Consider the following 25,763-nt stretch of genomic DNA (forward strand, 5'->3'; position numbering starts at 1 on the left):
TGGAAGCTGCCTCTGCCTCCGGTCGCATTGCGGCCGATTCCCGAGAGGCGCCTTGCCCCGCACCGACCTGCTGCCCTAGGCTTCATTCCAAGAAAGTCGAAATAACGAGCTGCACCGCAGCCGCCGACGGGATGAAAGGGCAAAAGCATGGATATCCAGTACGTAGCGCCTAGAACGCTGGACGAAGCGGTTCGGGCGTTTGCCGCGGCCGCCGGCGCCGGCCGCATTCTCGCGGGCGGCACCGACCTTCTGGTCCAGATGCGCAACGGCGTCGTCGCCCCGGGCACGATCGTCGACATCAAGAAAATCGGCGAGCTGACCTCGATCGAGGAGACGAAGGAGGGCGGCTTCCGGATCGGTGCGGCGGTTTCCGGCGCGGTGCTGCGCGAACACCCGAAGGTGAGCAAGGTGTGGCCGGGCGTGGTCGAGGCCACCAACCTGATCGGCTCCACCCAGGTCCAGGGGCGTGCGACGCCCGGCGGCAACCTGTGCAACGGGTCGCCGGCCGGTGACAGCGTGCCCGCCATGGTCGCGGCCGGTGCGATCGTCACCATTCAGGGACCGAACGGCCGTCGCGAGCTTGCCGTCGAAAAGGTGCCCAAGGGGCCGGGCCGGCTCAACCTCGAGCCCGGCGAGATCGTGGTTTCCTTCACCCTGCCGCCGCGCGGCAAGGGCTCGAGCGACGCCTATCTGCGGATGATCCCGCGTACCGAGATGGACATCGCCGTCGTAGGCTGCGGCGTCAGCCTGACAATGGAGAACGGGACCTGCACCGCGGCGCGCGTCGGCCTGGGCGCGGTCGCCCCGACGGTCCTGCTGGTCGAGGAGGCGGCAAAGGCGCTCATCGGCTCCAGGCTCGACGAGGCGGCACTGGCGAAGGCCGCCGCCGCCTGCAGCGCTGCCTGCCGTCCGATCGACGACAAGCGCGGCACCATCGCCTATCGCACCAAGGTGGCCGGCGTCCTGCTGAAGCGCACCACCCTGATTGCCGCCGAACGCGCGGGAGGAAAGTAGGATCATGGCCAAGCTTCACGTCTCCACCACCATCAACGGCGAGCCGCAGGAGTTCCTCTGCGATGCCGACCAGAGCATGCTCGACGTGCTGCGCGGGCCGCTCGGCCTGACCGGTGCGAAGGAAGGCTGCGGCACCGGCGACTGCGGCGCCTGCACCATCACGCTCAACGGACGCATCGTCTGCTCCTGCCTGATGCTGGCGGCCGAGGCCGAGGGTCAGAAGATCGGCACCATCGAAGGCATGGCCGGCGAGGCGTTGCATCCGCTGCAGCAGAAGTTCCTCGAATCGGCGGCACTCCAGTGCGGCATCTGTACGCCGGGCGTCCTGATGGCCGCCAAGGCGCTGCTCGAGAAGAATCCGGATCCGACCGAGCATGAAGTCCGCTTCTGGCTGGCCGGCAACCTGTGCCGCTGCACCGGCTACGACAAGATCATCCGCGCCGTGATGGACACCGCCGCCGACATGAGGGCCGCACGATGAGCACGAATACCACTGACACCGCCAACGACAACAAGTGGATCGGCAAGCGCACGATCCGTCCCGATGGCGCCGACAAGGTGACGGGCCGCGCGGCCTATGCCGCCGACACGACCATGCCCGGCATGATCTGGGGCAAGGTCCTGCGCAGCCCGCACCCGCATGCGCGTATCAAGTCGATCGACACCAGCAAGGCGGAAGCCCATCCCGGCGTGAAGGCCGTGATGACGGCCAAGGACATCGTGAACTTCCCGATCGAAAAGTCGGTGATGCTCGGGATCCAGGACATGCGCTGGATGTGCCGAAACGTCATGGCGCGGGAGAAGGCGCTGTTCGCCGGCCATCCGGTCGCGGCGGTCGCGGCGACCACGGAGAAGATCGCTGCGGAAGCCTGCAAGCTGATCGAGGTCGAGTACGAGGTCCTGCCCTTCGTGATCGACGTCGAGGAAGCGATGAAGCCCGATGCGCCGGTCCTGCACGACTTCATCAAGTTCAAGGACAAGCCGTCGAACATCGCCGGTACCCTCGAGCATAAGCTGGGCGACATCGGTGAGGGCTTCGCCAAGGCCGACATCGTCATCGAGCGCAACTTCCGCACCCAGCCGGTACACCAGGGCTATATCGAGCCGCATGCCTGTCTGGTCAGCGTCTCCGACGGCAAGGCCACGATCTGGAGTTCGAGCCAGGGCCAGTTCATGGTCCGCGCCATGTGCGCCTACCTGACCGGGCTGCCGCAGAACGACATCCGCGCCATTCCCGCGGAGATCGGCGGCGGCTTCGGCGGCAAGACCATCATCTACCTCGAGCCGCTGGCGCTGATTCTCGCGAAGAAGTCCGGCCGTCCGGTGAAGATGACGATGAGCCGAGCCGAGGTTTTCCACGCCTCGGGACCGACCTCGGGCTCCTACAGCACGGTCAAGCTGGGCGCCACCAAGGACGGCAAGCTGGTGGCCGCACAAGGCACCTTCTGCCTGCAGGCCGGCGCGCTGCCGGGCTCGCCCATCCGCGGCGCGGCGGGCTGCGCCTTTGCGCCCTACGACATCCCGAACGTGCATTCGTTCGGCTACGACGTGGTGTCCAACCGCTCGAAGGTCGCGGCCTATCGCGCGCCCGGTGCACCGATCGGCGCCTACGCCGTGGAGTGCGTCATGGACGAAGTCGCCGAGGCGCTGAAGATGGATCCGCTGGATTTCCGTCTGAAGAATGCCGCGAAGCAGGGCACCAAGGCCGCGCACGGTCCGGTCTATCCGCGCATCGGTTTCGTCGAGACGATCGAGGAGGCCAGGAAGCATGCGCACTATACGACGCCGCTGCCCAAGGCCGGGAAGGGCATGCTGTACGGGCGCGGCGTGGCCTCGGGCTTCTGGTTCAATGCCGGCGGCGAGTCGAGCGCCCAGGTGAACGTCAACGAGGATGGTACGGTGGTTGTGATCACCGGCCACCCCGACATCGGCGGCTCGCGCGCCTCGACGGCCAACATCACCGCCGAGATCCTGGGCATCGACTACAAGAAGGTCTCGGTGCTGATCGGCGACACCAGCGTCATCGGCTTCAGCAACCTGACCGGCGGCAGCCGCGTGACCTATGCCTCGGCCATGGTGGTGACGCAGTCGACCGAGCGGGTGATCACCCAGCTTCGCGAGCGCGCTGCCAAGATCTGGAAGATCGATCCCGACGCCGTCGTCTGGGAGAATGGCGAGGCCCGGCCGGCCGGCGACAATGCCGGCAAGTTCGAGCCTCTCAGCCTCGGCCAGATCGCGGCGCAGGCCAGCGCCACCGGCGGCCCGATCGGCGCCGGCCAGCAGCTCAACACGACGGGCGCGGAAGGCGGCTTCGCCACGCACGTCTGCGACGTCGAGGTCGATCCCGACCTCGGCATCGTGCGCGTGCTGCGCTACACGGCTGTCCAGGATGTCGGCCGCGCCATTCATCCCAGCTATGTCGAGGGTCAGATCCAGGGCGGCGCCGCCCAGGGAATCGGCTGGGCGCTGAGCGAGGAGTACATCTTCAACAAGGACGGCAAGCTCGATAATCCGAGCTTCCTGGACTACCGCATGCCGGTGAGCTCCGACCTGCCGATGCTCGACTCGGTGATCCTCGAGATCCCGAATCCGAAGCATCCGCAGGGCGTGCGCGGCGTCGGCGAAGTGCCGCTGGTGCCGCCGCTCGCGGCGGTCTCGAACGCGATCTACGACGCGCTCGGCCGGCGCTTCTACAGCCTCCCGATGTCGCCGCCGAAGGTGCTGGCGGCAATGGATATGGCGGCCGAGTAGGGGATCTGGTGACGGCCTCGCGCCGTCACCCTTTCACGAAGATGCGTGGCGCCTCAGCTGACGCTGGGGCGCTGCTCGAGGGCTGCGTCTCCCGCGACCCATTCGCCGTTCATCGTGCAGGCGGGTATCGCGAGCTGGATCAGCGATTCGCCGTGCGCTTCGGGCGGGATCTGCTGCGCTTCGTCCTCGCCCGGGAAGGCTTCGCGGCGCATGAAGGTGCGCATCGGACCCGGGTTGAAGAGATTGACCTTCACCTGGGTGTGCGCGACCTCGGCGGCATAGATGCCGACCATCATGTCGAGTGCGGCCTTGCTGGTGGCGTAGGCGCCCCAATAGGGGATGATCCGGCGCGAGGCGCCCGAGGTCACGAAGATGGCGCGGCCGGCGTCGGAGCGCCGCAGCAGCGGGTCCATCGAGCGGATCAGGCGCCAGTTGGCGGTCACGTTCACCGCCATCACCTGCTCGAACACCTTGGGTTCGAAATGGCCCATCGGCGAGAGCGTGCCGAGGATGGCGGCGTTGCCGAGCAGGACATCGAGGCGACCGAAGCGGTCGAACAGCGCCTGGCCCAGCCGGTCGATGCCGGGTCCGTCGGTAATGTCGAGCGGTACCAGGGTGGCGGAGCCGCCGATCGCCTTGATCCGGTCGTCGACCTCTTCGAGGCCGCCCACGGTCCGCGCGACCAGCACACAGTGCGCGCCCTCGGCGGCGTAGGCGAGGGCTGCCGCGGCGCCGAGACCGCGCGAGGCGCCGGTGATCAACGCAACGCGCCCCGCGAGGCGGCCGACAGCGGCTTCGGTCATGGTTCCGACCTCAGGCCGATTCGACGAGGAGGGAAAGCTGGCGATCCTCGACGCCGACCACGTCGTCGAGTGCGATCGGATACTGGCCCGTGAAGCAGGCGTCGCAGAAGGCGGGGTTGGCCGCATCCCGCCCCGGCAGGCCCATCGCGCGATAGAGACCGTCGATCGAGACGAAGGCCAGCGAATCGACGCCGATGAACTTCGCCATACCGGCGACGTCGTAGCGCGAGGCCAGAAGCTTGTCCTTGTCCGGCGTGTCGATGCCGTAGAAGCAGGGATCGGTGGTCGGCGGCGCCGCGATGCGCATATGCACTTCCTTGGCGCCGGCGTTGCGCACCATCTCGACGATCTTCATCGAGGTGGTGCCGCGGACGATCGAATCGTCGACCAGGATGACGCGCTTGCCCTCGATGTGGGCGCGGTTGGCATTGTGCTTCAGGCGCACGCCGAGATGGCGGATATGGTCCGCCGGCTCGATGAAGGTGCGGCCGACATAGTGGTTGCGGATGATGCCGAGTTCGAACGGCAGGCCCGACTGCGCGGCATAGCCGATGGCCGCGGGCACGCCCGAATCCGGCACCGGGACGACGACGTCGGCCGGCACGGGATTTTCCCGGGCGAGTTCCATGCCGATGCGCTTGCGCGCATCGTAGACGCCGATGCCCTCGACCTTCGAATCCGGCCGCGCGAAGTAGATGTGCTCGAACACGCAGAAACGGCTCTTCTGCTTCACGAACGGCTTGATGGACCTGAGGCCGTTGCCATCGACGATGACGATCTCGCCCGGTTCGACGTCGCGCACGAAGCGGGCGCCGATGATGTCGAGGGCGCAGCTCTCCGAGGTCAGGATCCAGGCATCGTCGAGACGGCCGATCACCAGGGGACGCACGCCCATCGGGTCGCGCACGCCCAGCAGCGCCTCGTTCGTCAGCAGCAGGAGGGAATAGGCGCCCTTCACACGACCCAGCGCGTCGATCAGCCGGTCGACCACGGTCGAATAATTGGAGCGGGCGATCAGGTGGTTGATGACCTCGGTGTCGGTCGTCGACTGGAACAGGCAGCCGATGCGGACCAACTCCTTGCGCAGCAGGTAGGCGTTCGTGAGATTGCCGTTATGCGCCAGGGCGAGGCCGCCGAAGTCAAAATCGGCGAAGATCGGCTGGATGTTGCGGTCCGAGGAACCGCCGGTGGTAGCGTAGCGGTTGTGGCCGATCGCCGAATAGCCGACCAGCTTTTCCATGACGGCCTGCGTGCCGAAGATGTCTCCGACCAGGCCGGCGGCGCGATGATTGTGAAAGACCCGGCCATCGTAGGTTACGATCCCGGAGGCTTCCTGCCCGCGATGCTGCAGGGCATGGAGGCCAAGCGCGGTGTGCGCGGCGGCATCCGCAGTGCCGTAGATGCCGAACAGCGCACATTCCTCGTGAAACTTGTCGAGGTCGTCTTCGGAGCGTTTCAGGGGGGTATGCACGGCGGGGTTATAGCTGGGGTGTCGCCGCGACGCTATCAAGTATGACTCACTGCGGCGGTTTGGTTTCCCCCGGTGTGGCCGGTGTCGCGGGTGCGGCAGGAGTGGCATCCGACGGGGCGACGGTAGGAGGTGCGGACCGCGGCCCGGCGGTCGACGGCGCCGGAATGACGCCGCTTTCCATGCCGGGTCGCTGCAGGCGGTTGCGGAAACCGCTCGGCAGGTGTGGCTCCACGAAGGTCGCCATTTCACGGATCATCGGAAAACTGGCGGCGCCTTCGACCGCCGGCGGCAGCTGGCGGGGGCCGAGATAGCCGTAGAACAGGAAGGCCGTTCCCATTGCGACCCAGGCGCACAGCACGCCGAAGCCGGCCCCGAGAATCTTGTCGGGCCGTCCGAGCGGGCCGGTCCGGATGGACCGGGAGACCACGCTGGTGAGCATGATCAGCACGATCAACGCGCCGACGAAGACGACGAGCAGGGAGATGAAATAGGACAGTTCTGCGCTGCCGACGACCTTCAAGACTTCCGGCTCGACCACGTTCGAGAAGCGCCAGGCGATCCAGCCGGCGCCGATCCAGGAGGCGATGAAGAGGATGGCATGGGCGAAGCCCGTGGACATGCCTATGAGCGCCCCGAACAGGGCGACGGCGATGACCGCTACGTCGAAAACGGTAATTCCCAGCTGCTCCATCGACCCCGTTCTCTCCGTGCCCTCAGTGTTGATCCCGGTCGCGCCGGCGGTCCCCCGTCCCTTCGGGGGCTCCCTCGCGCCGGCCACGTTTTAGAGGCCGATCAGCCGGTTGGAAACGCGCCACAAGGTCCGATAGATGTTCAATTTCGTCAATGGCGATGCCCTCCGGTGCCCGCGGAGCGGGCCCGGAGCCGCTGCGAACCTGCGGCACGAGTGCACTCCGGAAGCCGAGTTTTGCGGCCTCGCGCAAACGGGCCTCGCGCTGGCCGACCGGCCGGACTTCGCCGCCGAGGCCGATCTCGCCGAAAACCACCATGTCACCCGGTACCTGCTCGTCGGCCAGGGAAGAGATGACGGCTGCCGCCACCGCGAGGTCGGCGGCCGGTTCGCCGATCCTGAGGCCGCCGGCGACGTTCAGATAGACGTCGTTGGCGCCGACGGTGACGCCGCAGCGCGCCTCCAGCACGGCCAGGACCATGGCGAGCCGGTTCGAATCCCAGCCGACCACGGCGCGCCGCGGCGTCGCGAGGGAGGAGGGGCTGACCAGCGCCTGGATCTCGACCAGCAGCGGGCGGGTGCCTTCGATGCCGGCGAAGACGCAGGTCCCCGAGACATGCCCGCGGCGGTCCGCGAGGAACAGGGCCGAGGGATTGGCGACATCGGAAAGTCCGCGGTCGGACATCTCGAAGACGCCGATCTCGTCGGTCGGACCAAAGCGGTTCTTGACGGTGCGCAGGATGCGGAACTGATGGCCGCGTTCCCCTTCGAAGTAGAGGACCGTGTCGACCATGTGCTCGAGCACGCGGGGCCCGGCAATGGCGCCGTCCTTGGTCACGTGGCCGACCAGCAGCACGGCGATGCCGCGCCGCTTGGCGAGTTCGACGAGCGCCTGTGCCGAGGCCCGCACCTGGGTGACGGTGCCGGGGGTGGAATCGACGGTGTCGAGCCACATCGTCTGGATCGAATCGATGACCGCCACCTTCGGAGCGTCCGGCTGTTCCAGCGAGGCCACGATGTCCCGCACCGAGGTCGCAGCGACCAATTGGACGGGCGCGTCGGCCAGTCCCAGCCGTTCGGCCCGCAGCCGCACCTGGTCGACGGCCTCTTCACCGGAGATATAGGCGCAGGCGGTGTGCTGTCTTGCCAGAGCCGCTGCCATCTGCAGCAACAGGGTCGACTTGCCGATGCCGGGATCGCCGCCGATCAGCAGCGCCGAGCCAACGACCAGGCCGCCACCGCAGACGCGGTCGAACTCATTGATGCCGCTCTTGAGGCGCGGCGGCTGCGGCGTCGAGCCGGTGAGGCCCGTGAACTCGAGCAGCCGGCCTTTTCCGCGACGGGCCATCCCGCCACCGGCCGGGCCTGGCGCAGGAGCGGCCTCCTCGACGATGGTGTTCCACTCGCCGCAGGATTCGCAGCGGCCGCTCCACTTCGACGTGATGGCGCCGCACGACTGGCAGGCATAGCGCTTGAGCGGCCTCGCCACGTCAGAGCTTCCGAACCTGCATCCGGATCGGACCCTCCGCCCGACCGTGAATGAACTGGTCCACATAAGGGTTTTCCGAACGGTCGATGTCCGCGACCGGCCCCTGCCAGATCAGCTTGCCCTCGTGCAGCATGGCGATGCGGTGCCCGATCTTGCGGGCACTTGCCATGTCGTGAGTGATCGAAACCGCCGTCGCGCCGAGATCGCTGACGGACTTCACGATCAGGTCGTTGATGACGTCCGCCATGATCGGGTCGAGTCCGGTCGTCGGTTCATCGAAGAAGATGATCTCCGGCTCGCGGGCGATGGCGCGGGCAAGTGCCACGCGCTTCTGCATGCCGCCGGACAGTTCCGACGGGAATAAATCCCCGATTTCCGGGCCGAGGCCGACCGCGCCCAGCTTGGCGATGGCGACTTCGCGGGCCTGGCCGGCCGGCATGCCGTCGCTCTGGATCGGCCCGAAGGCAACGTTCTCCCAGACGCGGAGCGAATCGAAGAGGGCGCCGCCCTGGAACAACATGCCGAACTTGCGCATGACCCGTGCTCGGTCGCGATCGGAAAGGCCGCATGTCTCCTCGCCGTCGACCTTGATCGAGCCGTTCTCCGGCCGAAGCAGCCCGAGGATGCATTTCAGCAATACCGACTTGCCGGTGCCCGATCCCCCGATCACCACCATGGATTCGCCGGCTGCCACGTCGAGTTCGATGCCCTGCAACACCTTCTTGCGGCCGAAGGCCTTGGTGACACCGCGCAACGAGATCTTGGGGGAGGCCATGCAGGGGGAGCCGATCAGCGCGCGAAGAAGGATTCGGTGATGAAGTAGTTGAAGGTCAGGATCAGGATCGAGGCCGAGACCACCGCACTCGTGGTCGCCATGCCGACGCCTTGGGCGCCACCGCGCGACCTGTAGCCGTGATAACAGCCCATGAGCGTGATGAGAAAGCCGAAGACCGCCGCCTTCACCAGGCCCGAGAAGACGTCCTGGAACTGCAGGAAGTCGAGCGTATTGCGCAGGTAGGCCGCATCGTTGAAATCGAGCTTGTACACGCCGACCAGGAACCCGCCGAGCACGCCGATGATGTCTGCGACCAGCACCAGGACCGGCAGGGTGAGCACGCCCGCGATCAGCCGTGGCGCGACGAGATATTTGAACGGGTCGGTCGAAAGCGTCGTGAGGGCGTCGATCTGCTCGGTGACTCTCATGGTCCCGATCTCGGCCGCCATCGCGGCTCCGACGCGGCCGGCAACCATGAGTGCGGCCAGGACCGGGCCGAGTTCACGGGTCAACGAGACCACGACCACATTGGGAATGGCGCTTTCGGCGGAAAAGCGCGCGAAGCCGGTATAGCTCTGCAGCGCCAACACCATGCCCGTGAAGATCGCGGTGAGGCCGACCACGGGCAGCGAGTAGTAGCCGATTTCCATGATCTGCCGCAGAATCTGTCGGCGGTAATAGGGCGGCTGCAGGCCTTGCCGGATCGCCCTGAAGGCAAAGGCCGTGACGCTGCCGATCGCCTCCAGGAAGGCGAGCGTCATGCGGCCCAGGACCGTGAGCAGGGGAATCGTCACGCCGGTTCTCCTGTTTCGTCGCCCGGCGCCTCGGCGAAGCGGTCGACATAGGCACGATGATAGCGCCGGCCCAACGCGGTCATGACCTCGTAGGCGTTCGTCCGCGCATGGTCGGCGACGTGTTCGGGCGTGACGTGCGGACCGATCACCTCGACGAGGGCGCCGGGCTGGCAGTCGGCTTCCGGTACGTCGGTCACGTCTATGGTCACGAGGTCCATCGAGATGCGGCCGATCACGGGCACGGTGTGTCCGGCGAGATGCACGAATGTGCGATTTCCAAGGTTGCGGAAATACCCGTCCGCGTACCCCAGCGCAATCGTGGCGACCCGGCTGGGGCGTGCCGAGCGCCAGGCACCGCCGTATCCCACGGTCTGGAAGGCGTCGATCTGGCGCGTCTGCAGGATCCGGACCTGCAGGGTCACGACCTCCAGCATGGGGTTGGGCTGGCCGGGCAGGGGGTTGATGCCGTAGAGCGCCGCGCCGGGACGAAGCAGGTCGAAATGGTAGTCCGGCCCCAGGAAGATGCCGGAGGAATTGGCCAGCGACGTCGGCGCTCCCGGCATCGCGCGCACGAAGGTGCGGAAACGCGAGAGCTGTTCGCCGTTGATCGGGTTGGAAGGTTCTTCCGACGACACCAGGTGGCTCATGATCAGAGCCAGGCGCAGACCGCGCAGGCGGCCGCGCTCGTTGATCAGGACCTGCGCATCCTCTGCGCCGAATCCCAGACGGTGCATGCCGGTGTCCAGGTGCACGACGGCGTCGAGCGCCAGATTGAAGCGCTGGGCGGCGGCCCGCCAGGCATTCAGCTGTGCGAGGTGATTGAGCACGGGGACGAGGCGATGCTCCACGAAATCGCTCTCGGTGCCGGGAAGCAGGCCGTTCAGCACGTAGATCGGCAGCTCGGGCAGCACGCGGCGGAGCGCTATCCCCTCGTCGATATGCGCCACGAAGAACTGCCGGCAGCCTTCGGCCGCCAGCAGGGGACCGACCACGGTCGCCCCCATGCCATAGGCATCGGCCTTCAGAACGGCGGCGCAGTCGACCGGCCGGCCGGTCGCGCGGCCGGCATCGCGCAGCCCACGCCAGTTGGCTGCGATCGCGCCCAGGTCGATGGAAAGGATCGCGCCGGCGCGGCGCGCCGGGTCCTGATCGTCGGGGATTGACACGTGGCGACCTTAGAACGCTGACACGGGCTCGTCAGCAACGCCATCGAGGTTGCCGAACTTCGTGAACTGTCCTTCGAACGACAGGCGCACGATGCCTGTAGGGCCGTGTCGCTGCTTTGCCACGATGACCTCGGCCTTGCCGTAAGTCGCTTCGCAGCGCTGCTTCCAGTCGTCGTGGCGCTCGTTGAATTTCTGGTCGCTCTCCTCCGCGCGCCGCGCGGGCTCGCCGCGGGTCAGGTAGTATTCCTCGCGATAGACGAACATCACCACGTCTGCGTCCTGTTCGATCGAGCCGGATTCGCGAAGGTCGGAAAGCTGGGGCCGCTTGTCCTCGCGTTGCTCCACGGCGCGCGAGAGCTGCGAGAGCGCGATCACCGGTACGTCGAGTTCCTTGGCGAGTGTTTTCAGGCCTCGGGTGATCTCCGAAACCTCCTGCACGCGGTTTTCCTGCCGGCTCTTGCCCGACGGGTTCAGGAGCTGGAGGTAGTCGACGATGATCAGGCCGAGACCGTGCGTCCGCTTGAGCCGGCGGGCGCGGGTGCGCAGCGCGGCGATCGACAAAGCCGGCGTATCGTCGATGAAGAAGTTGAGATGCTCGAGTTCGTGGCTGACGTTGAGGACCCTGTCGAATTCGTGACTCAGCACCTCGCCGCGGCGGATTTTCTCCGAGGAGATTTCGGCCTGTTCTGAAAGCATGCGGGTGGCGAGCTGCTCGGCGGACATTTCGAGCGAGAAGAAACCGACCACCGCGCCATCCACGGACTTGGGATGGCCGTCGACGATCTCCTCCCGGTAGGCCTTCGCGGCATTGAAGGCGATGTTGGTCGCCAGTGCGGTCTTTCCCATCGATGGGCGGCCCGCGAGGATCAGCAGATCGGATCTGTGCAGGCCACCCAGCAACTGGTCGAGATTGAACAGGCCGGTGGCCACGCCGGTGAGCTTGCCTTCGCGCCCATAGGCGGCTTCGGCCGCCGTCACGGCCTCGGTCAGGGCCATGCGGAACGGTTTGAAGCCGCCCTCGGTCTGGCCGGTCGTCGCAAGGTCGTAGAGTTTCTTTTCAGCGACCTCGATCTGCTGCAGCGCGGTCTCGTCGACGTCGCCGGAGAAGGCGCCGTTCACGACGTTCTCGCCGAGGTCGATGAGCTGCCGGCGCAGGTAGAGATCGTGAACGGCGCGGCCGAAGGCGGCGGCGTCGATCACGTGCACGGAAGCGGCTGCCAGTCGTGCGAGATAGGCAGCGCCGCCGGCCTCCTTCATCGCCGGATCCTGCTCGACATAGGTCTTGAGCGTGACGGCGCTCACGACTTGGCCACGCTCGATCAGGCGCGACAGCGAATCGAAGAGCTTGCCGTGGAGCGGGTCTGCGAAATGCTCGGGACGCAGGAACTCCGCGACACGCTGATAGGCGGCATTGTTGATCAGGATGGCGCCCAGCAAGGCCTGCTCGGCCTCGAAATTATGCGGCGGCTCGCGCAGGCGTGCATCTTCGGCGCCGGGCAGGCGTGTGACGTTCGAGGTGTCTTTCAGCGGCTCCATGACATTGTCTTTGCCCAAGATGGGAGGGGGATCACAGTGCAAAGAATCGGAGTGCGGGCTTATCCAGAGCTTAGCGAGGATACTTCCTATTCGGCGGCCATGGACCCTGCGACGTTCTTCAGACGTTCCTCGGTAACCATGTAGTCACGAGTGAGCGGCACCGCATCCTGGCGCCGGCTGATCTGAATCTGAAACACCATCTGCTGCATGTAGCGGAAGGCGACCTCGCAGCCCGCGAGGTAGAATTCCCACATCCGGCAGAAGCGATCGTCGTAGCCGGCGATTTCCTTGATTCGGTCCCGGTTGGCGAGGAAGCGCTCGCGCCAGAGACGCAGGGTCTCTGCATAATGGAGACGCAGCACTTCGATGTCGGTCACCCACAGGCCGGCCCTCTCGATCGCCGCAAGGACCTCCGACAAAGCGGGGGAATAGCCGCCTGGGAAGATGTATTTGCGAAGCCAGGTGTTGGTGCCCCCTGGAGGTTCCATTCGGCCGATCGAATGCAGCAGCATCACGCCGTCATCGGCCAGGAGATCTCTGATCTTCCGGAAGTATTCGCGGTAGTGGGCCGAGCCCACATGCTCGAACATTCCAACCGAGACGATCCGGTCGTAGCGGCCGGCTTCCTCGCGATAGTCGATCAGCTTGAAGCGGGCCCGGTCGGAGATGCCTGACTCCTGGGCGCGTCGGTTGGACACGCCGTGCTGTTCGCGGGAGAGCGTGACGCCCGTGACGTCGACATCGAAAGTGCGGGCGAGGAACAGCCCCATGCCGCCCCAGCCAGATCCGATGTCGAGCACCCTCTGACCGGGTTTCAGCAGCAGCTTGGTCGCAATATGCAACTTCTTGTCCGCTTGGGCGGTCTCGAGCGACTCGCTGCCGGTCTTGAAGTAGGCGCAGGAATACTGACGGTCCGGATCGAGGAAGAGATCGTAGAGTTCGCCCTTCAGATCGTAGTGATGGGCGACGTTCTTCTGGGCCTTGCCGATCGGATTGTACTGCTCCAGCAGCCGTAGCGATCGCTGGAATGCGTAGGACCAGCGCATCAATGCCGTCGAATCGACGGCATTGATGTTGCGACCGAGGAGGTCGAGCAGGTCGTAAAGGCTGCCCTGTTCGACGGTCAACCGACCGTCCATATAGGCCTCGCCCAAGGCGAGTCGGGGCCGCAAGGCCAGGCGGATCCCGGTCCACCAGTCGTGGACCCGCATGGTCACTGCGGGACCGGCTTTTGCGCCCTTGATCTGATGCGACCGACCAGTCTCATCGACGATGGTCAGTTCGCCTTCGTTCACGACCCGGGCAAGCACCTGCGCCAGAAGCACAATGGATCACTCCAAGTTGTCGCTGCCCAAATTTTAATCCCATCTGTATTTTCGACGCAAACGGGTGAACGCACGAAATTTGGCATCGGTAAATGTGAATAAATCGCATTTGAATTGCCAATATTCAGGCGCAGTGATATCGGGCCATTGATACTCACTCGCAGTGGAGGAAGACGTGAAGAGACGTGCGCTCGTGAAGACTGGCCTGGCGTTTGGTTCCGGCGTGTTCATCGCCCGTCGCGCCTGGGCACAGGGCGGCACGCTCAATCTCTATTCGGCCCGCCACTACAAGACCGACGAGGCCCTGTATGGCAATTTCGCCGACCTCACCGGCGTGAAGATCAACCGCGTGGACGCCGAGCCGGATCCGCTGATCCAGCGTCTGCGCACGGAAGGCGACAAGAGCCCGTGCGACGTGTTCATCACCGTCGACGCCGGCCGCATCGAGCGGGCGCGTGAGATGGGGCTGCTGCAGGCGACCGACTCAGCCGTCCTCGCCAAGGCGATCCCGGCGCACCTGCGCGATCCCGACAACACCTGGTTCGGCTTTTCCAAGCGTGCCCGCATCATCGTGTTCAACAAGGAGAAGATGCAGGCCGCCGCCGCGCCGCAGAACTACGAGGACCTCGCCGACCCGAAGTGGAAGGGTAAGGTCCTGATCCGCTCTTCGGGCAACATCTACAATCAGTCTCTCACCGGCTCGATCCTGGCGGCAGACGGTCCGGAGAAGACGGAAGCCTGGGCCAAGGGCGTGGCCGCCAACCTGGCGCGTCCGCCACGGGGCGGCGACACAGACCAGATCAAGGCCGCTGCAGCCGGCGAGGGCGACGTCGCCGTCGTGAACACCTACTACTTCGTGAACCTGATACGCTCGGCCAAGCCGGAGGATCGCGCGATCGTGGCCAAGCTGGGCGTCATCTTCCCGAACCAGTCCAATCGCGGCACGCACGTGAACCTGAGTGCGGGCGGTATCGCCAAGCACGCACCGAACAAGCAGGCGGCGGTCAAGTTCCTCGAGTACCTGGTCTCGCCCCAGGCCCAGAAGTACTTCGCCGACGGCAATTCGGAATACCCGGTCGTGGCCTCGGTCGAGCTCTCGCCGGAGCTCAAGGCGCTCGGCACCTTCAAGGAAGATCAGCTCAACGCCCGCGTGTTCGCGCAGAACAATGCCGAGGCGCTGAAGATCATGGACCGCGCGGGCTGGAAGTAGGACGTCCCGACGCCGCCACCGTGCGGCTGAGCAGGATCACCGGTGCAAGCGATACGGTGACGATCAGAATGGATCCGACGGCCGCCTGGGCAAGGCGCTCGTCGGATGCGAAGCGGTAAACCCCGATCGCCAGCGTGTCGAAGTTGAACGGCCGTATCAGCAGGGTCGCCGGCAGCTCCTTCAGCACCTCGACGAATGCGACGATGCCGGCCGTCAGGGCCGGCGCCCTCAGCATGGGTATATGGATGCGCCACAAAACATCGCGTGGCTTGGCTCCCAGAATCCGCGCGCTCGCGTCCATGGCCGGATCGATCGCGGCAAGTCCGGGTGCGACGTTGGCCATGCCGACGGCGAGGAAGCGAACCGTATAGGCGACGATCAGGGCGAAGGCCGTGCCGCTCAGCAGCAGGCCGGTCGGCACGCCGAACAGCTGGCGCGAGAGCAGATCGAGGCCGTGATCGGCGAATGCCAGCGGCAGCAGGACGCCAACGGCGATGACGGCGCCGGGGATGGCGTAGCCCAGCGACGCGAAGGCGATGGTGCGATGGAGCAGTCGACGGCGCACGAGACGTCCAGCGTAGCTCAGGAAAACGGCGAGGCTGACGATGATGACCGCCGCCACGGTCGCCAGAATCAGGCTGTTGAACGCATCACCGATGAAGCGCGGGTCGGACATCAGCACCCCGGAAGACAATGCGAGCTGCGCGAGGTGCGCCGTCGGCACCATGAAGCCGAGCAGGATGGGCAGGGTGCAGGCCGCCAGGGCGGCGAGGCCTGCAGGCAGGGCGAGCTGCACCGGTTCGGCGACGTAGCGCAGGTTCGAGGCGATGGTGAAACTCGCCCGTCCGCGCGACCGGTATTCCAGGGTGACGAGGGCCACGGCGATCAGGATGAGAACCATGGAGAGCTGCGCGGCCCCCTCGCGATTGCCCATGCCAAACCAGGTCCGGTAGATCGCCGTGGTGAAGGTGTGGATGCCGTAATACTGGACGGTGCCGAAGTCGGCGAGCGTCTCCAGCAGCGCGAGGGCCGCGCCCGCGGCGATGGCCGGACGGGCGAGCGGCAGGCCAATGCGCAGGAACGTGCGCCACGCCCCGTTGCCGAGGATGCGGCTCGCTTCGAGCAGGGACTGCGACTGGGCAAGGAACGCCGTGCGCGCGGCAAGATAGACGTAAGGGTAGAGGACCAGGGTGAACAGCAGGGCGACGCCCTGTGGCGAGCCGAACTGCGGAAACCAGTAGTCGCCGCGGCTCCACCCCATGGCGGTGCGCAAGGCTGACTGCAGTGGGCCGGCGAAGGTCAGCAGGTCGGCATAGGCATAGCCGATGATGTAGGTCGGCATCACGAGCGGCAACAGCAACGCCCATTGCAGCACGCGGCTTCCGGGAAACCGGCACATCGTGACGAGCCAGGCCGTGCCGGTTCCGATCACGACCGTGCCCAGGCCGACCCCAACCAGCAGGATGATCGTGTTGCTTGCGATGTCGCCGAGCTGCGTCTCGGCCAGATGACGCCAGAGCTCGCCCTGGGCGCTGAACAGGCTGGAGGCGATGCCGAGCAACGGCAGCGCGACGACGGCTGCCACGGCGAGGGCGCCAAGTCGCCAGATCACCGATGCACCAAAAGAAAACGCATGCCACCGCGGTACGGTGGCATGCGTTCGAAGCGCTGCGCGGTGCCTGTCGGCACGCGGATTACTTCTGGTCGGCCGGCGTTTCCTCGGCCGCAGCCTCGGCGGTTTCGCCTTCGCCCTCGGCAGCCTCGGCCGACTTGGCCTCGAACAGCGCGGCGGCCTGATCGGCCGCGCGCTGGGCGGCTTCCGCCGCCTCCATGGCCGCACGCTCGGTCTCTGCGACCAGCCTGCCGCCCTTGGCGAGGAACTCGGCCTCTTCGGCGGAGCGGGCCACCAGCACGGAGATCTCGACCACGACTTCCGGATGGAGGTGGATCTTGATCTTGTGCTCGCCCAGCGCCTTGATCGGCTTGTCCAGTTCGACCTGGCTGCGCTCGATCTTGACACTCTGGGCGGCAGCGCCATCGGCAATGTCACGCGAGGTGACGGAACCGTAGAGCTGGAGCGCCTCGGAGGCCTGCCGGATGATGGTGACCTTGAGGTCGCTCATCTTGGCGCCGACCGCTTCGGCTTCCTGGCGGCGCTCGAAGTTCTGCGCCTCGAGGACCTTCCGCTGCGATTCGAAGTAGGTGAGGTTGTCCTTGGTCGCGCGCAGCGCCTTCTTCTGCGGCAGGAGGAAGTTGCGGGCGAAGCCGGGCTTCACCTTCACAACGTCGCCCATCTGGCCGAGTTTCGGCACGCGCTCGAGCAGGATGACGTTCATCGGCATGATTGCGTCTCCCGACTAGGCGATGAGGTAAGGCAGGAGGGCCAGGAAGCGGGCGCGCTTGATCGCCTGGGCGAGTTCGCGCTGCTTCTTGGACGAAACCGCCGAGATGCGGCTCGGTACGATCTTGCCGCGTTCGGAAATGAAGCGCTGCAGGAGACGCACGTCCTTGTAGTCGATCTTCGGGGCGTTCGCGCCGGAGAACGGGCAGCTCTTGCGGCGGCGGGTGAACGGACGACGCTGGGCGCTCATGCTTCTTCTCCCGTTTCAGAGGCCACCGGGGCGGCACTGGCCTCGTCGCCGAAGCGCGAACGCTCGCGACGCGGCGGGCGATCGCCCCAGCGGTCGCCACGATCGCCGCCCGGACGGTCGGACTTCTCGGCGCTACGCACCATGATGGCCGACGGGGCTTCCTCGAGCTCGTCGACGCGCACGGTCATGTAGCGGATGATGTCTTCGTTGATCGACATCGTGCGCTCCAGCTCCTTCACCGCCGCCGAAGGGGCGTCGATGTTGAGCAGGGTGTAGTGACCCTTGCGGTTCTTCTTGATGCGGTAGGTCAGCGAGCGCAGGCCCCAATACTCCTTCTTGGAGACGGTGCCGCCCAGGCTGGTGACCAGTTCGGTGAACTGGGTGGTCAGAGCCTCCACCTGCGTCGTCGCAACGTCCTGACGCGCAATGAAGACATTCTCGTAGAGTGCCATGTAGATTCGGCTCCTTATGGCTGTTTGCGACCCGGAGTTGCGAACAACCGCCCGGATCTAGCCGCCCCACGCGGAATGCCCCGGGGCGGCAAGGAGATCGGGGCCGATTCAGGCCCCGAAGAGGCGCGGTTATACAGGCCAGCAGTTCGAAAGCAAGTATTCCCGGTGCGGCTTGACTGCGCCCCGCGCCCCGGTATGACTGCCCGCAATTGCGATGAAAATCATGGGAAAACGCGCATGAGTCGGGCTTTTGTCTTTCCGGGGCAGGGATCGCAGGCCGTCGGTATGGGGGCGGACCTCGCCGGCGGCTTCGCCACCGCCCGCGAAGTATTCGGTGAGGTCGACGAGGCGCTGAAGCAAAATCTCTCGAAAATGATGCGAGAGGGGCCGGAGAGCGACCTCGTCCTGACGGAGAACGCCCAGCCCGCCCTCATGGCCGTGAGCGTCGCGGTCACCCGTATTCTGGAAAAGGACGGAGGAAAGCCGCTGCCGTCGCTGGCCGCCTATGTCGCGGGTCATTCGCTCGGTGAATATTCGGCGCTGGCCGCTGCCGGCGCCCTGACACTCGCGGACGCCGCCCGTCTTTTGAAGTTGCGCGGACAGTCCATGCAGAAGGCCGTGCCGGTCGGCGTGGGCGCCATGGCGGCCCTGCTCGGCATCGAGCTCGAAGCCGCGCAGGAGGCCTGCAAGGAGGCAGCCCAGGGCGAGGTGGTCGCGGTTGCAAACGATAATGGTGGCGGCCAGATCGTGGTGAGCGGTCACAAGGAAGCAGTCGAGCGCGCCATCGAGGCTGCCAAGTCGCGGGGCTGCAAGCGCGGCATGATGCTGCCGGTGAGCGCCCCCTTCCATTGCCCGCTGATGCAGCCGGCGGCCGACGCCATGAAGGTCGCGCTGGAGGAAGTGGTGCTGGTGCCCCCGCGGGTGCCGCTCGTGTCCAACGTGCTGGCCTCCGAACTCAGCGACCCGGCCTCCATCAAGCAAAGGCTGGTGGAACAGGTCACAGGCCTCGTTCGTTGGCGCGAGAGCGTCCAATATATGAAGACTAAGGGCGTCGACGCCTTGGTCGAATGCGGAACCGGGAAGGTCCTGTCGGGCCTCGTCAAGCGTATCGACAAGGACATGACCGGCATGGCGCTGAACACGCCGGCGGATATCGAAGCCTTCCTGAAGACGGCATAAGGAGAGAGTGCCATGTTCGATCTGACCGGCAAGGCAGCTCTCGTCACCGGCGCATCCGGGGGGATCGGTGGGGCGATCGCGCGCGCGCTGCACAAGCAGGGCGCGACCGTGACCCTGTCGGGCACGCGCGCCGTAGCGCTGGTGCAGCTCTTGGCCTCGCTCGGCGAACGCGCGCATGTGGTCGCAGCCCGCATGGATGATCCGGCCGATATCGATCGCCTGGCCAAGGAGGCGGAAGCCGCCATGGGCGGCAAGCTCGACATCCTGGTGAACAATGCCGGCATCACGCGCGACAACATCTCGATGCGCATGAAGGACGAGGAGTGGGAGAAGGTCCTGCAGGTGAACCTGACGGGGACCTTCCGCCTGACCCGTGCGGCGATGCGCGGAATGATGAAGCGGCGCTTCGGCCGGGTCATCAACATCACCTCCATCGTGGGCGTCACCGGCAATCCGGGGCAGGCGAACTATGCGGCGGCCAAGGCCGGCCTGATCGGCATGTCGAAATCGCTGGCGCAGGAGCTGGCGTCGCGCGGCATCACCGTGAACTGCCTGGCACCCGGTTTCATCGCCACGCCGATGACCGACGTACTGACGGACGACCAGAAAAAGGCCATTCTCGGGCGCGTGCCTGCCGACCGGCTGGGGACGCCCGAAGAGATCGCGGCCGGCGTGGTCTATCTCGCCAGCGACGAAGCAGCCTACGTCACGGGTCAGACGCTGCACATCAACGGCGGGATGGCGATGATCTGAGGGACAGGCTTACAAGTGCCTGATTCTGTGGGCTTTTCGGACCTAGCCAATGGCCCGGGAGCTATGTTAAGAGCCCGGCATTCGCCAACCCCCTGGCGACCGGAATTTGTTGGATAGACGGGAAGGACAAGAAATGAGCGATATTGCCGAGCGCGTTAAGAAGATCGTTGTCGAGCATCTCGGCGTCGAGGCCGCGCAGGTCAAGGAAGAGGCCAAGTTCATCGACGATCTCGGCGCGGACAGCCTCGACACGGTCGAGCTGGTGATGGCGTTCGAGGAAGAATTCGGCATCGAGATTCCCGACGACGCGGCGGAGAAGATCCAGACCGTCGGCGACGCCATCGGTTTCATCAAAGGCACCGCGAAGTCCTGATCTTCACCGGTTCCTGAAAGAGGAAAGGCGGAAGATGAGGCGTGTTGTCGTAACCGGCATGGGAATGGTGACGCCGTTGGGTGACGGCGTCGACACGAACTGGCGTCGCCTGATGGCGGCCGAGTCCGGCATCCGGTCGATCCAGGCTTTCGACACTTCGGATCTCGCGACCAAGATCGCGGGTGAGGTTCCCCAGGGCGACAAGGCAAACGGCCACTTCAACGTGGACGATTACCTTGCGCCCAAGGAACAGCGGAAGCTCGACAAGTTCATCATCTTCGGAATCGCGGCCGCACAGCAGGCCGTCGAGGATTCCGGGTGGATGCCGCAGGACGAGGAAGGTCTCAACCGGACCGGCGTCATGATCGGCTCCGGCATTGGTGGCCTCCAGACGATCTACGAGACGTCGCTGATCTTGAAGGAGCGGGGACCTCGCCGCGTCAGCCCGTTCTTCATTCCCTCGGCGCTGATCAACCTCGTGTCGGGGCAGGTCTCGATCAAGTATGGCTTCAGGGGCCCCAACCACGCCGTCGTCACGGCCTGTGCGACCGGCGCGCACGCGATCGGCGATGCGGCCCGGCTGATCCAGTACGAGGACGCCGACGTCATGGTGGCCGGCGGCGCCGAAGCCGCGATCTGCCGGATCGGCATCGCGGGCTTCAATGCCTGCAAGGCGCTGTCGACCGACTTCAACGATACGCCGACTGAGGCCTCGCGTCCCTGGGACAAGCGGCGCGACGGCTTTGTGATGGGCGAGGGTGCCGGCTGCGTCGTGCTCGAAGAATACGAGCACGCCAAGAAGCGCGGCGCCAAAATTTATGCCGAGATTCTGGGCTACGGCCTGTCGGGCGACGCCTATCACATCACCGCTCCGTCCGAGGATGGCGATGGTGCGTTTCGCGCCATGAAGGCGGCGCTGAAGCGGGCCAATCTCGGCACCGACCAGATCGACTATGTGAACGCGCACGGCACATCCACGATGGCCGACGTGATCGAACTGGGCGCCGTGAAGCGCGCATTCGGTCAGGACGTGCACAATCTCTCGATGTCGTCGACCAAGTCGGCCACCGGCCATCTCCTCGGCGCCGCCGGGGCGATCGAGGCGATCTACTCCATCAAGTCCCTGATCGATCAGGCCGTTCCGCCGACGCTCAATCTCGATGAGCCGGACGAGGGCTGCGACATCGATCTCGTGCCGAAGCAGGCCAAGCAGCGCAAGGTTCGCTACGCGCTGAGCAACTCGTTCGGCTTCGGCGGCACCAACGCTTCCCTGATCGTCGGGCCGGTCTGACTTCTTTTTGAGGAGCTGAGTCATGCTCAGCTACTTCCGCTGGGTTCTCTTCTTCATCGCGCTGTTCGTCACCCTGATGGGCGGCTCGATCTACGTCGGCCACGTCATCCTCACCGCGCAGGGGCCGCTCCCGCAGACCAAGAATGTCGTGATCCCGCGCGGCGCGGGCCCGGCCACCATGTCCAAGCTGCTGCAGGAAGAGGGGGTCATTGCCCATCCGCGCCTGTTCCGCGTGGCGCTGATGATCGACCCCTCGCCCAAGCCCATCAAGGCGGGCGAGTACGAGGTGCCGGCTCACACCTCCATGCAGTCGCTCGTGGAGCTGCTTCAGTCGGGCAAGGTCGTCCAGCGGCGCCTTACGATTCCCGAGGGCATGACGACGCCGGAAGTGTTGGAACTGGTTCGGAAGACCGACGCACTTTCGGGCGACATCACGCTCGACGTGAAAGAGGGCGATCTCCTGCCCGAGACCTACTTCTACTCGCGCGACGACACCCGCGACGGGCTGCTGCTGCGCATGAAGGAAGCGATGGAGAAGACGCTCGACGAGGCGTGGCGCAAACGCGCCGCCGGCCTGCCGCTCGCCAACAAGCGTGAGGCGCTGATCCTGGCATCGTTGATCGAGAAGGAGACGGCGGTGCCGTCCGAGCGCACCCGCGTGGCTGCAGTGTTCATCAACCGGCTGCGCCGCCGCATGAAACTGGAGAGCGATCCCACCACCATCTATGGCCTGACCGAAGGCAAGGCGCCGCTCGGCCGCGATCTGACGCGGGCCGACCTGCAATCGAACACGCCGTTCAACACCTATGTGATCACGGGCCTGCCGCGCGGACCGATCTGCAATCCCGGGCGCGCCTCGATCGTCGCGGCGACCAACCCGGCGCGCGACCGCTCGCTCTTCTTCGTGGCCGACGGACAGGGTGGCCACGCGTTTGCGCTCACACTCACCGAGCACAATCGCAACGTCGAGCGTTGGCGCCAGATCCAGCGCGAGCGGGCGGAGTCCCAGTCTCAGACACAGCCGCAGACGCCGGCGCCGCAGGCGCCAACGACGCGGCAATAGAATGCCGGCGGCGCTCCTTCTGGCGCTCCTTGCTTTCGCGGCCCTCGCTTTGGGCATTTCCTGGTTTCTGCGGGCAAACCCCTCTTCGATGGCGCGCGTCTTGCGTGTGATCACGATGGTTCTCGGGGGCATCGGGATTGGCGGACTGCTCATTTTCGGCCTGCGTTTCCTGCCGGGCCTCATGCCGGAACTCCTCGGGCTGGCGGGCGTCGTGATCACCGCGCTGATCGCTCGAGCGGTCCGGCGGCGACCTTCGGGTGGTTTCAGTTCACCCGGTGTCGGCCAGAGGACGGAGGTCAGGACGACCTTCCTACAGGCCTGGATCGATCATGCGAGCGGCGACGTCGGCGGGACGATCCTGGCGGGCCGCTTTGCCGGGAGGGCGCTCGACGCGCTCGGGGAGGGCGAGCTTCTGGAACTGCGGGAGGAGTGCGCACGCGATGCGGATTCGCTGAGAGTGCTCGAAGCCTATCTGGACCGCCGCCTCGGCGCCGACTGGCGCACGGCGCGGGACGCTCCACCGCCGAGAGGGACGAGGACTGACATGACGCAGGAGGAGGCGCTGGCCGTGCTCGGGCTGACCGAAGGTGCCACCACGGAAGAGATCCGCGCCGCCCATCGACGGCTGATCCAGCGCATGCATCCGGACGTCGGAGGCACTGCGGACCTGGCGGCGCGCATCAACCGCGCCAAGGACGTCCTGCTTGGTGGTTGATCTTGCCAGGCAGAGCGCCGACATGGCATCAAACCAGCCGTGTTCTGCCACCATCCTGTCAAATCATTGATTCTAATACACAAAACCAGATGCTAGATGAGGTCGATAAGCATGGCGCAGCGTGTTCGTAAAGCCGTCCTGCCTGTCGCCGGCCTGGGAACGAGATTCCTGCCTGCGACCAAAGCCATGCCGAAGGAGATGCTGACCGTCGTCGACCGGCCCCTCATCCAGTATGCGGTCGAAGAGTGCCTCGCTGCCGGCATCGAGGAATTCATCTTCGTGACCGGTCGGAACAAGGGCGCGCTGGAAGATCACTTCGATCACGCCTACGAGCTCGAAGCGACACTCGAGCAGCGCAAGAAGGCTCCTGAGCTGAAGCAGACGCAGGAGGCCACGATCAAGCCCGGCAACGCCATCTTCACGCGTCAGCAGAAGCCGCTCGGCCTCGGCCACGCCGTGTGGTGCGCCCGCCACTGGATCGGCAACGAGCCGTTCGCCGTGCTGCTGCCTGACGAATTGACGATCGACACGCCGAGCTGCATCGGCCAGCTGGTGCAGGCCCACGAGAGGACGGGGGGCAGCGTCGTCGCCGTCATGGACGTGCCGCGGGAGCAGACCAAGAGCTACGGCATCGCTGCGGTGAAGAACGAGCGCGGCAATCTCTCCGAAATCACCGGGATGGTGGAAAAGCCCAAGCCGGAAGAGGCACCCTCGACGCTCGCCCTGATCGGTCGCTACGTGCTGTTGCCCGAAGTGTTGGAGCATCTCGACCGGCACGAGACGGGGGCCGGCGGGGAAATTCAGCTTACGGACGCCATGGCGAAGATGATCGGTCATAAACCGTTCCACGCCCTGCGATATGCTGGCCAGCGCTACGATTGCGGCAATCGCCTCGGCTTCCTCGAGGCGAACGTCGCCGTGGCCCTGCACCGCGCCGATACCGCCGCGGAGACGCGGGCTCTTCTTGGTCGATTTGTGAGAGGCTGAGCATATGCGTATTGCGATGATTGGATCAGGCTACGTTGGCTTGGTGTCCGGAGCGTGCTTCGCTCATTTCGGCCACGACGTGGTCTGCGTCGACAAGGACGCCAGCAAGATCGAGAGGCTGCGCAGGGGCGAGATCCCGATCTTCGAGCCGGGGCTCGACAAGCTGGTGTCGGACAATACGCGTTCGGGCCGTCTCAGCTTCAGCACCCAACTGGGCGACGCGGTCGGCGAGGCCGACGCCGTCTTCATCGCCGTCGGCACACCGACGCGCCGCGGCGATGGTCATGCCGACCTGTCCTACGTCTATGCCGCTGCCGCGGAGATCGCACAGGCCATCCGCGGCTACACGGTCGTCGTGAACAAGTCGACCGTGCCGGTCGGCACCGGCCGCGAGGTCGCCCGCATCATTCGGGAAACGCAGCCCGCCGCGGAGTTCGACGTTGCATCCAATCCGGAGTTTCTTCGCGAGGGCGCGGCGATCGAAGACTTCATGAAGCCTGATCGGGTCGTGATCGGCGTCGAAAGCCAGCGCGCGCAGGATGTGATGTCGATGATCTATCGTCCGCTCAACCTGATCCAGACCCCCATGGTGTTCACCAACATCGAGACGGCCGAGGTCACCAAGTACGCGGGCAATGCCTTCCTCGCGACCAAGATCACGTTCATCAACGAGATCGCGGATCTCTGCGAGAAGGTCGGCGCGGACGTGCATGACGTGGCGCGCGGAATCGGACTGGATGGCCGCATCGGTCGCAAGTTCCTGCATCCGGGACCGGGCTTCGGCGGCTCCTGCTTCCCCAAGGATACGCTCGCACTGGCCTACACCGCGCGCGAGGCTCACGCCCCTCAGACGCTCGTCGAGCAGGTCATCCAGGTGAACAACAGCCGAAAGAAGAAGATGGCGCAGAAGGTCATCGACTTCTGCGGCGGTTCGATCGCGGGTCTGACCGTCGGCGTGCTGGGCCTCACGTTCAAGGCAAACACCGACGACATGCGTGACGCGCCGTCGCTCGACATCGTGCCCGCCCTGCAGGCCGCAGGCGGCAAGATCATCGCCTTCGATCCCGAGGGCATGGTCGAAGCGGCACGTCTCATGAAGGATGTGATCTTCGCCGAAAATGCCTACGAGGCGGCGGCGGGGGCCGACGTACTGGTGGTCATCACCGAATGGCACGAGTTCCGTGGCCTCGATCCGCGTCGTATCAAGGAAGCCATGCGCGAGCCGCGTATCGTCGACCTGCGCAACATCTTCGATCCGGCTGAGATGCGCTCGCTGGGATTTTCCTATGACAGTATCGGCCGGCCAGCCACACAAGCCTGAGTACCCTGACGGCACC

Annotated in this window: 25 protein-coding genes; 12 read left to right on the top strand and 13 right to left on the bottom strand. The window is 65.6% G+C overall.

Going from position 1 to position 25,763, the window contains the following annotated elements:
- The first annotated feature begins 153 nt into the window (after positions 1-153).
- From ACT6UX_RS07615 to ACT6UX_RS07625, 3 genes are read left to right on the top strand one after another with little or no spacing between them, the layout of a single operon-like run.
- Positions 154-1,014: an FAD binding domain-containing protein gene (locus tag ACT6UX_RS07615; RefSeq protein ID WP_444774711.1), complete on the top strand. Its 861-nt coding sequence runs from the start codon at positions 154-156 to the stop codon at positions 1,012-1,014.
- Positions 1,015-1,018: 4 nt separating this feature from the next.
- The gene (locus ACT6UX_RS07620) at positions 1,019-1,495 is read left to right on the top strand and encodes a (2Fe-2S)-binding protein (protein WP_444774543.1); all 477 of its coding nucleotides are present in this window, start codon (positions 1,019-1,021) and stop codon (positions 1,493-1,495) included.
- Positions 1,492-3,765, top strand: a complete 2,274-nt coding sequence (locus ACT6UX_RS07625; RefSeq protein WP_444774544.1) for a xanthine dehydrogenase family protein molybdopterin-binding subunit — start codon at positions 1,492-1,494, stop codon at positions 3,763-3,765. Before ACT6UX_RS07620 ends, ACT6UX_RS07625 begins: the two co-directional genes overlap by 4 nt.
- A 53-nt stretch (positions 3,766-3,818) precedes the next feature.
- Here the strand turns inward: ACT6UX_RS07625 and ACT6UX_RS07630 are convergent, their stop codons facing one another.
- The 9 genes from ACT6UX_RS07630 to ACT6UX_RS07670 all read right to left on the bottom strand — a co-directional run bounded on the left by ACT6UX_RS07630 (position 3,819) and on the right by ACT6UX_RS07670 (position 13,812).
- The gene (locus ACT6UX_RS07630; protein ID WP_444774545.1) at positions 3,819-4,568 is read right to left on the bottom strand and encodes an SDR family NAD(P)-dependent oxidoreductase; all 750 of its coding nucleotides are present in this window, start codon (positions 4,566-4,568) and stop codon (positions 3,819-3,821) included.
- Positions 4,569-4,578: 10 nt separating this feature from the next.
- Positions 4,579-6,039 carry an amidophosphoribosyltransferase gene (gene purF, locus ACT6UX_RS07635; RefSeq protein ID WP_444774546.1) on the bottom strand — a complete coding sequence of 487 codons (1,461 nt, stop codon included), beginning with the start codon at positions 6,037-6,039 and terminating at the stop codon, positions 4,579-4,581.
- 46 nt (positions 6,040-6,085) lie between these two features.
- A complete protein-coding gene (locus tag ACT6UX_RS07640; protein ID WP_444774547.1) occupies positions 6,086-6,730 on the bottom strand; it encodes a CvpA family protein in 645 nt (214 codons plus the stop codon).
- Positions 6,731-6,752: 22 nt separating this feature from the next.
- The gene (gene radA, locus ACT6UX_RS07645; RefSeq protein WP_444774548.1) at positions 6,753-8,216 is read right to left on the bottom strand and encodes a DNA repair protein RadA; all 1,464 of its coding nucleotides are present in this window, start codon (positions 8,214-8,216) and stop codon (positions 6,753-6,755) included.
- A gap of 1 nt (position 8,217) precedes the next feature.
- Positions 8,218-8,991: an ABC transporter ATP-binding protein gene (locus ACT6UX_RS07650; protein WP_444774549.1), complete on the bottom strand. Its 774-nt coding sequence runs from the start codon at positions 8,989-8,991 to the stop codon at positions 8,218-8,220.
- A gap of 14 nt (positions 8,992-9,005) precedes the next feature.
- The gene (locus ACT6UX_RS07655; protein WP_444774550.1) at positions 9,006-9,785 is read right to left on the bottom strand and encodes an MlaE family ABC transporter permease; all 780 of its coding nucleotides are present in this window, start codon (positions 9,783-9,785) and stop codon (positions 9,006-9,008) included.
- On the bottom strand, positions 9,782-10,951 hold the full coding sequence (alr, locus tag ACT6UX_RS07660; protein ID WP_444774551.1) for an alanine racemase: 1,170 nt from the start codon (positions 10,949-10,951) through the stop codon (positions 9,782-9,784). The genes ACT6UX_RS07655 and alr overlap by 4 nt, the downstream gene beginning before the upstream one ends.
- Positions 10,952-10,960: 9 nt before the next feature.
- Positions 10,961-12,487 (bottom strand): replicative DNA helicase, encoded by a 1,527-nt coding sequence (locus tag ACT6UX_RS07665; RefSeq protein ID WP_444774552.1) that lies wholly within the window; start codon positions 12,485-12,487, stop codon positions 10,961-10,963.
- A gap of 86 nt (positions 12,488-12,573) precedes the next feature.
- Positions 12,574-13,812, bottom strand: coding sequence for a class I SAM-dependent methyltransferase (locus tag ACT6UX_RS07670; RefSeq protein WP_444774553.1), 1,239 nt, complete (start codon positions 13,810-13,812; stop codon positions 12,574-12,576).
- A 175-nt stretch (positions 13,813-13,987) separates the two neighbouring features.
- Here ACT6UX_RS07670 and ACT6UX_RS07675 point away from each other — a divergent pair, with 175 nt between their 5' ends.
- Positions 13,988-15,022: a Fe(3+) ABC transporter substrate-binding protein gene (locus ACT6UX_RS07675; protein WP_444774554.1), complete on the top strand. Its 1,035-nt coding sequence runs from the start codon at positions 13,988-13,990 to the stop codon at positions 15,020-15,022.
- Here the strand turns inward: ACT6UX_RS07675 and ACT6UX_RS07680 are convergent.
- The 4 genes from ACT6UX_RS07680 to rpsF form a co-directional block, all read right to left on the bottom strand.
- Positions 14,997-16,634: an ABC transporter permease gene (locus tag ACT6UX_RS07680; protein WP_444774555.1), complete on the bottom strand. Its 1,638-nt coding sequence runs from the start codon at positions 16,632-16,634 to the stop codon at positions 14,997-14,999. The two genes, ACT6UX_RS07675 and ACT6UX_RS07680, sit on opposite strands and share 26 nt — an antisense overlap.
- 82 nt (positions 16,635-16,716) lie before the next feature.
- A complete protein-coding gene (rplI, locus tag ACT6UX_RS07685) occupies positions 16,717-17,358 on the bottom strand; it encodes a 50S ribosomal protein L9 (RefSeq protein WP_444774712.1) in 642 nt (213 codons plus the stop codon).
- Between the two features lie 21 nt (positions 17,359-17,379).
- Entirely contained in the window at positions 17,380-17,613 is a 234-nt protein-coding gene (gene rpsR, locus ACT6UX_RS07690; RefSeq protein WP_295135841.1) for a 30S ribosomal protein S18, read from the bottom strand.
- Positions 17,610-18,065, bottom strand: a complete 456-nt coding sequence (rpsF, locus tag ACT6UX_RS07695) for a 30S ribosomal protein S6 (RefSeq protein WP_444774556.1) — start codon at positions 18,063-18,065, stop codon at positions 17,610-17,612. Before rpsF ends, rpsR begins: the two co-directional genes overlap by 4 nt.
- Before the next feature lie 237 nt (positions 18,066-18,302).
- On the opposite strand from rpsF, the gene fabD reads away from it, so the two are divergent.
- The 8 genes from fabD (at position 18,303) to ACT6UX_RS07735 (ending at position 25,747) form a co-directional block, all read left to right on the top strand.
- Positions 18,303-19,244, top strand: coding sequence for an ACP S-malonyltransferase (gene fabD / locus ACT6UX_RS07700; protein WP_444774557.1), 942 nt, complete (start codon positions 18,303-18,305; stop codon positions 19,242-19,244).
- 12 nt (positions 19,245-19,256) lie between these two features.
- The gene (gene fabG, locus ACT6UX_RS07705; protein ID WP_444774558.1) at positions 19,257-19,997 is read left to right on the top strand and encodes a 3-oxoacyl-[acyl-carrier-protein] reductase; all 741 of its coding nucleotides are present in this window, start codon (positions 19,257-19,259) and stop codon (positions 19,995-19,997) included.
- A gap of 133 nt (positions 19,998-20,130) precedes the next feature.
- Positions 20,131-20,370: an acyl carrier protein gene (locus tag ACT6UX_RS07710; protein ID WP_295135853.1), complete on the top strand. Its 240-nt coding sequence runs from the start codon at positions 20,131-20,133 to the stop codon at positions 20,368-20,370.
- Positions 20,371-20,404: 34 nt separating this feature from the next.
- Entirely contained in the window at positions 20,405-21,661 is a 1,257-nt protein-coding gene (gene fabF / locus ACT6UX_RS07715) for a beta-ketoacyl-ACP synthase II (protein ID WP_444774559.1), read from the top strand.
- A 22-nt stretch (positions 21,662-21,683) separates the two neighbouring features.
- Complete coding sequence (gene mltG, locus ACT6UX_RS07720; RefSeq protein ID WP_444774560.1) at positions 21,684-22,724, top strand: endolytic transglycosylase MltG; 1,041 nt, start codon at positions 21,684-21,686, stop codon at positions 22,722-22,724.
- A gap of 1 nt (position 22,725) precedes the next feature.
- The gene (locus ACT6UX_RS07725) at positions 22,726-23,439 is read left to right on the top strand and encodes a hypothetical protein (RefSeq protein WP_444774561.1); all 714 of its coding nucleotides are present in this window, start codon (positions 22,726-22,728) and stop codon (positions 23,437-23,439) included.
- A 111-nt stretch (positions 23,440-23,550) separates the two neighbouring features.
- A complete protein-coding gene (galU, locus tag ACT6UX_RS07730; protein ID WP_444774562.1) occupies positions 23,551-24,426 on the top strand; it encodes a UTP--glucose-1-phosphate uridylyltransferase GalU in 876 nt (291 codons plus the stop codon).
- A 4-nt stretch (positions 24,427-24,430) separates the two neighbouring features.
- Complete coding sequence (locus ACT6UX_RS07735) at positions 24,431-25,747, top strand: UDP-glucose dehydrogenase family protein (protein ID WP_444774563.1); 1,317 nt, start codon at positions 24,431-24,433, stop codon at positions 25,745-25,747.
- Positions 25,748-25,763 lie beyond the last annotated feature (16 nt).

Origin of the sequence: Reyranella sp., from assembly GCF_052439685.1 — a bacterium.
GTDB lineage: Bacteria > Pseudomonadota > Alphaproteobacteria > Reyranellales > Reyranellaceae > Reyranella.

Excerpts from the sequence above, each read along its gene's own strand:
- ACT6UX_RS07710 (WP_295135853.1), top strand. The coding sequence starts at position 20,131 with ATGAGCGATATTGCCGAGCGCGTTAAGAAGATCGTTGTCGAGCATCTC.
- fabG (WP_444774558.1), top strand. The coding sequence starts at position 19,257 with ATGTTCGATCTGACCGGCAAGGCAGCTCTCGTCACCGGCGCATCCGGG.
- ACT6UX_RS07650 (WP_444774549.1), bottom strand. The coding sequence starts at position 8,991 with ATGGCCTCCCCCAAGATCTCGTTGCGCGGTGTCACCAAGGCCTTCGGC.
- rplI (WP_444774712.1), bottom strand. The coding sequence starts at position 17,358 with ATGAACGTCATCCTGCTCGAGCGCGTGCCGAAACTCGGCCAGATGGGC.
- ACT6UX_RS07735 (WP_444774563.1), top strand. The coding sequence starts at position 24,431 with ATGCGTATTGCGATGATTGGATCAGGCTACGTTGGCTTGGTGTCCGGA.
- ACT6UX_RS07640 (WP_444774547.1), bottom strand. The coding sequence starts at position 6,730 with ATGGAGCAGCTGGGAATTACCGTTTTCGACGTAGCGGTCATCGCCGTC.
- ACT6UX_RS07620 (WP_444774543.1), top strand. The coding sequence starts at position 1,019 with ATGGCCAAGCTTCACGTCTCCACCACCATCAACGGCGAGCCGCAGGAG.
- mltG (WP_444774560.1), top strand. The coding sequence starts at position 21,684 with ATGCTCAGCTACTTCCGCTGGGTTCTCTTCTTCATCGCGCTGTTCGTC.
- ACT6UX_RS07625 (WP_444774544.1), top strand. The coding sequence starts at position 1,492 with ATGAGCACGAATACCACTGACACCGCCAACGACAACAAGTGGATCGGC.
- rpsR (WP_295135841.1), bottom strand. The coding sequence starts at position 17,613 with ATGAGCGCCCAGCGTCGTCCGTTCACCCGCCGCCGCAAGAGCTGCCCG.
- fabD (WP_444774557.1), top strand. The coding sequence starts at position 18,303 with ATGAGTCGGGCTTTTGTCTTTCCGGGGCAGGGATCGCAGGCCGTCGGT.
- galU (WP_444774562.1), top strand. The coding sequence starts at position 23,551 with ATGGCGCAGCGTGTTCGTAAAGCCGTCCTGCCTGTCGCCGGCCTGGGA.
- ACT6UX_RS07725 (WP_444774561.1), top strand. The coding sequence starts at position 22,726 with ATGCCGGCGGCGCTCCTTCTGGCGCTCCTTGCTTTCGCGGCCCTCGCT.
- ACT6UX_RS07630 (WP_444774545.1), bottom strand. The coding sequence starts at position 4,568 with ATGACCGAAGCCGCTGTCGGCCGCCTCGCGGGGCGCGTTGCGTTGATC.
- rpsF (WP_444774556.1), bottom strand. The coding sequence starts at position 18,065 with ATGGCACTCTACGAGAATGTCTTCATTGCGCGTCAGGACGTTGCGACG.
- ACT6UX_RS07665 (WP_444774552.1), bottom strand. The coding sequence starts at position 12,487 with ATGGAGCCGCTGAAAGACACCTCGAACGTCACACGCCTGCCCGGCGCC.
- fabF (WP_444774559.1), top strand. The coding sequence starts at position 20,405 with ATGAGGCGTGTTGTCGTAACCGGCATGGGAATGGTGACGCCGTTGGGT.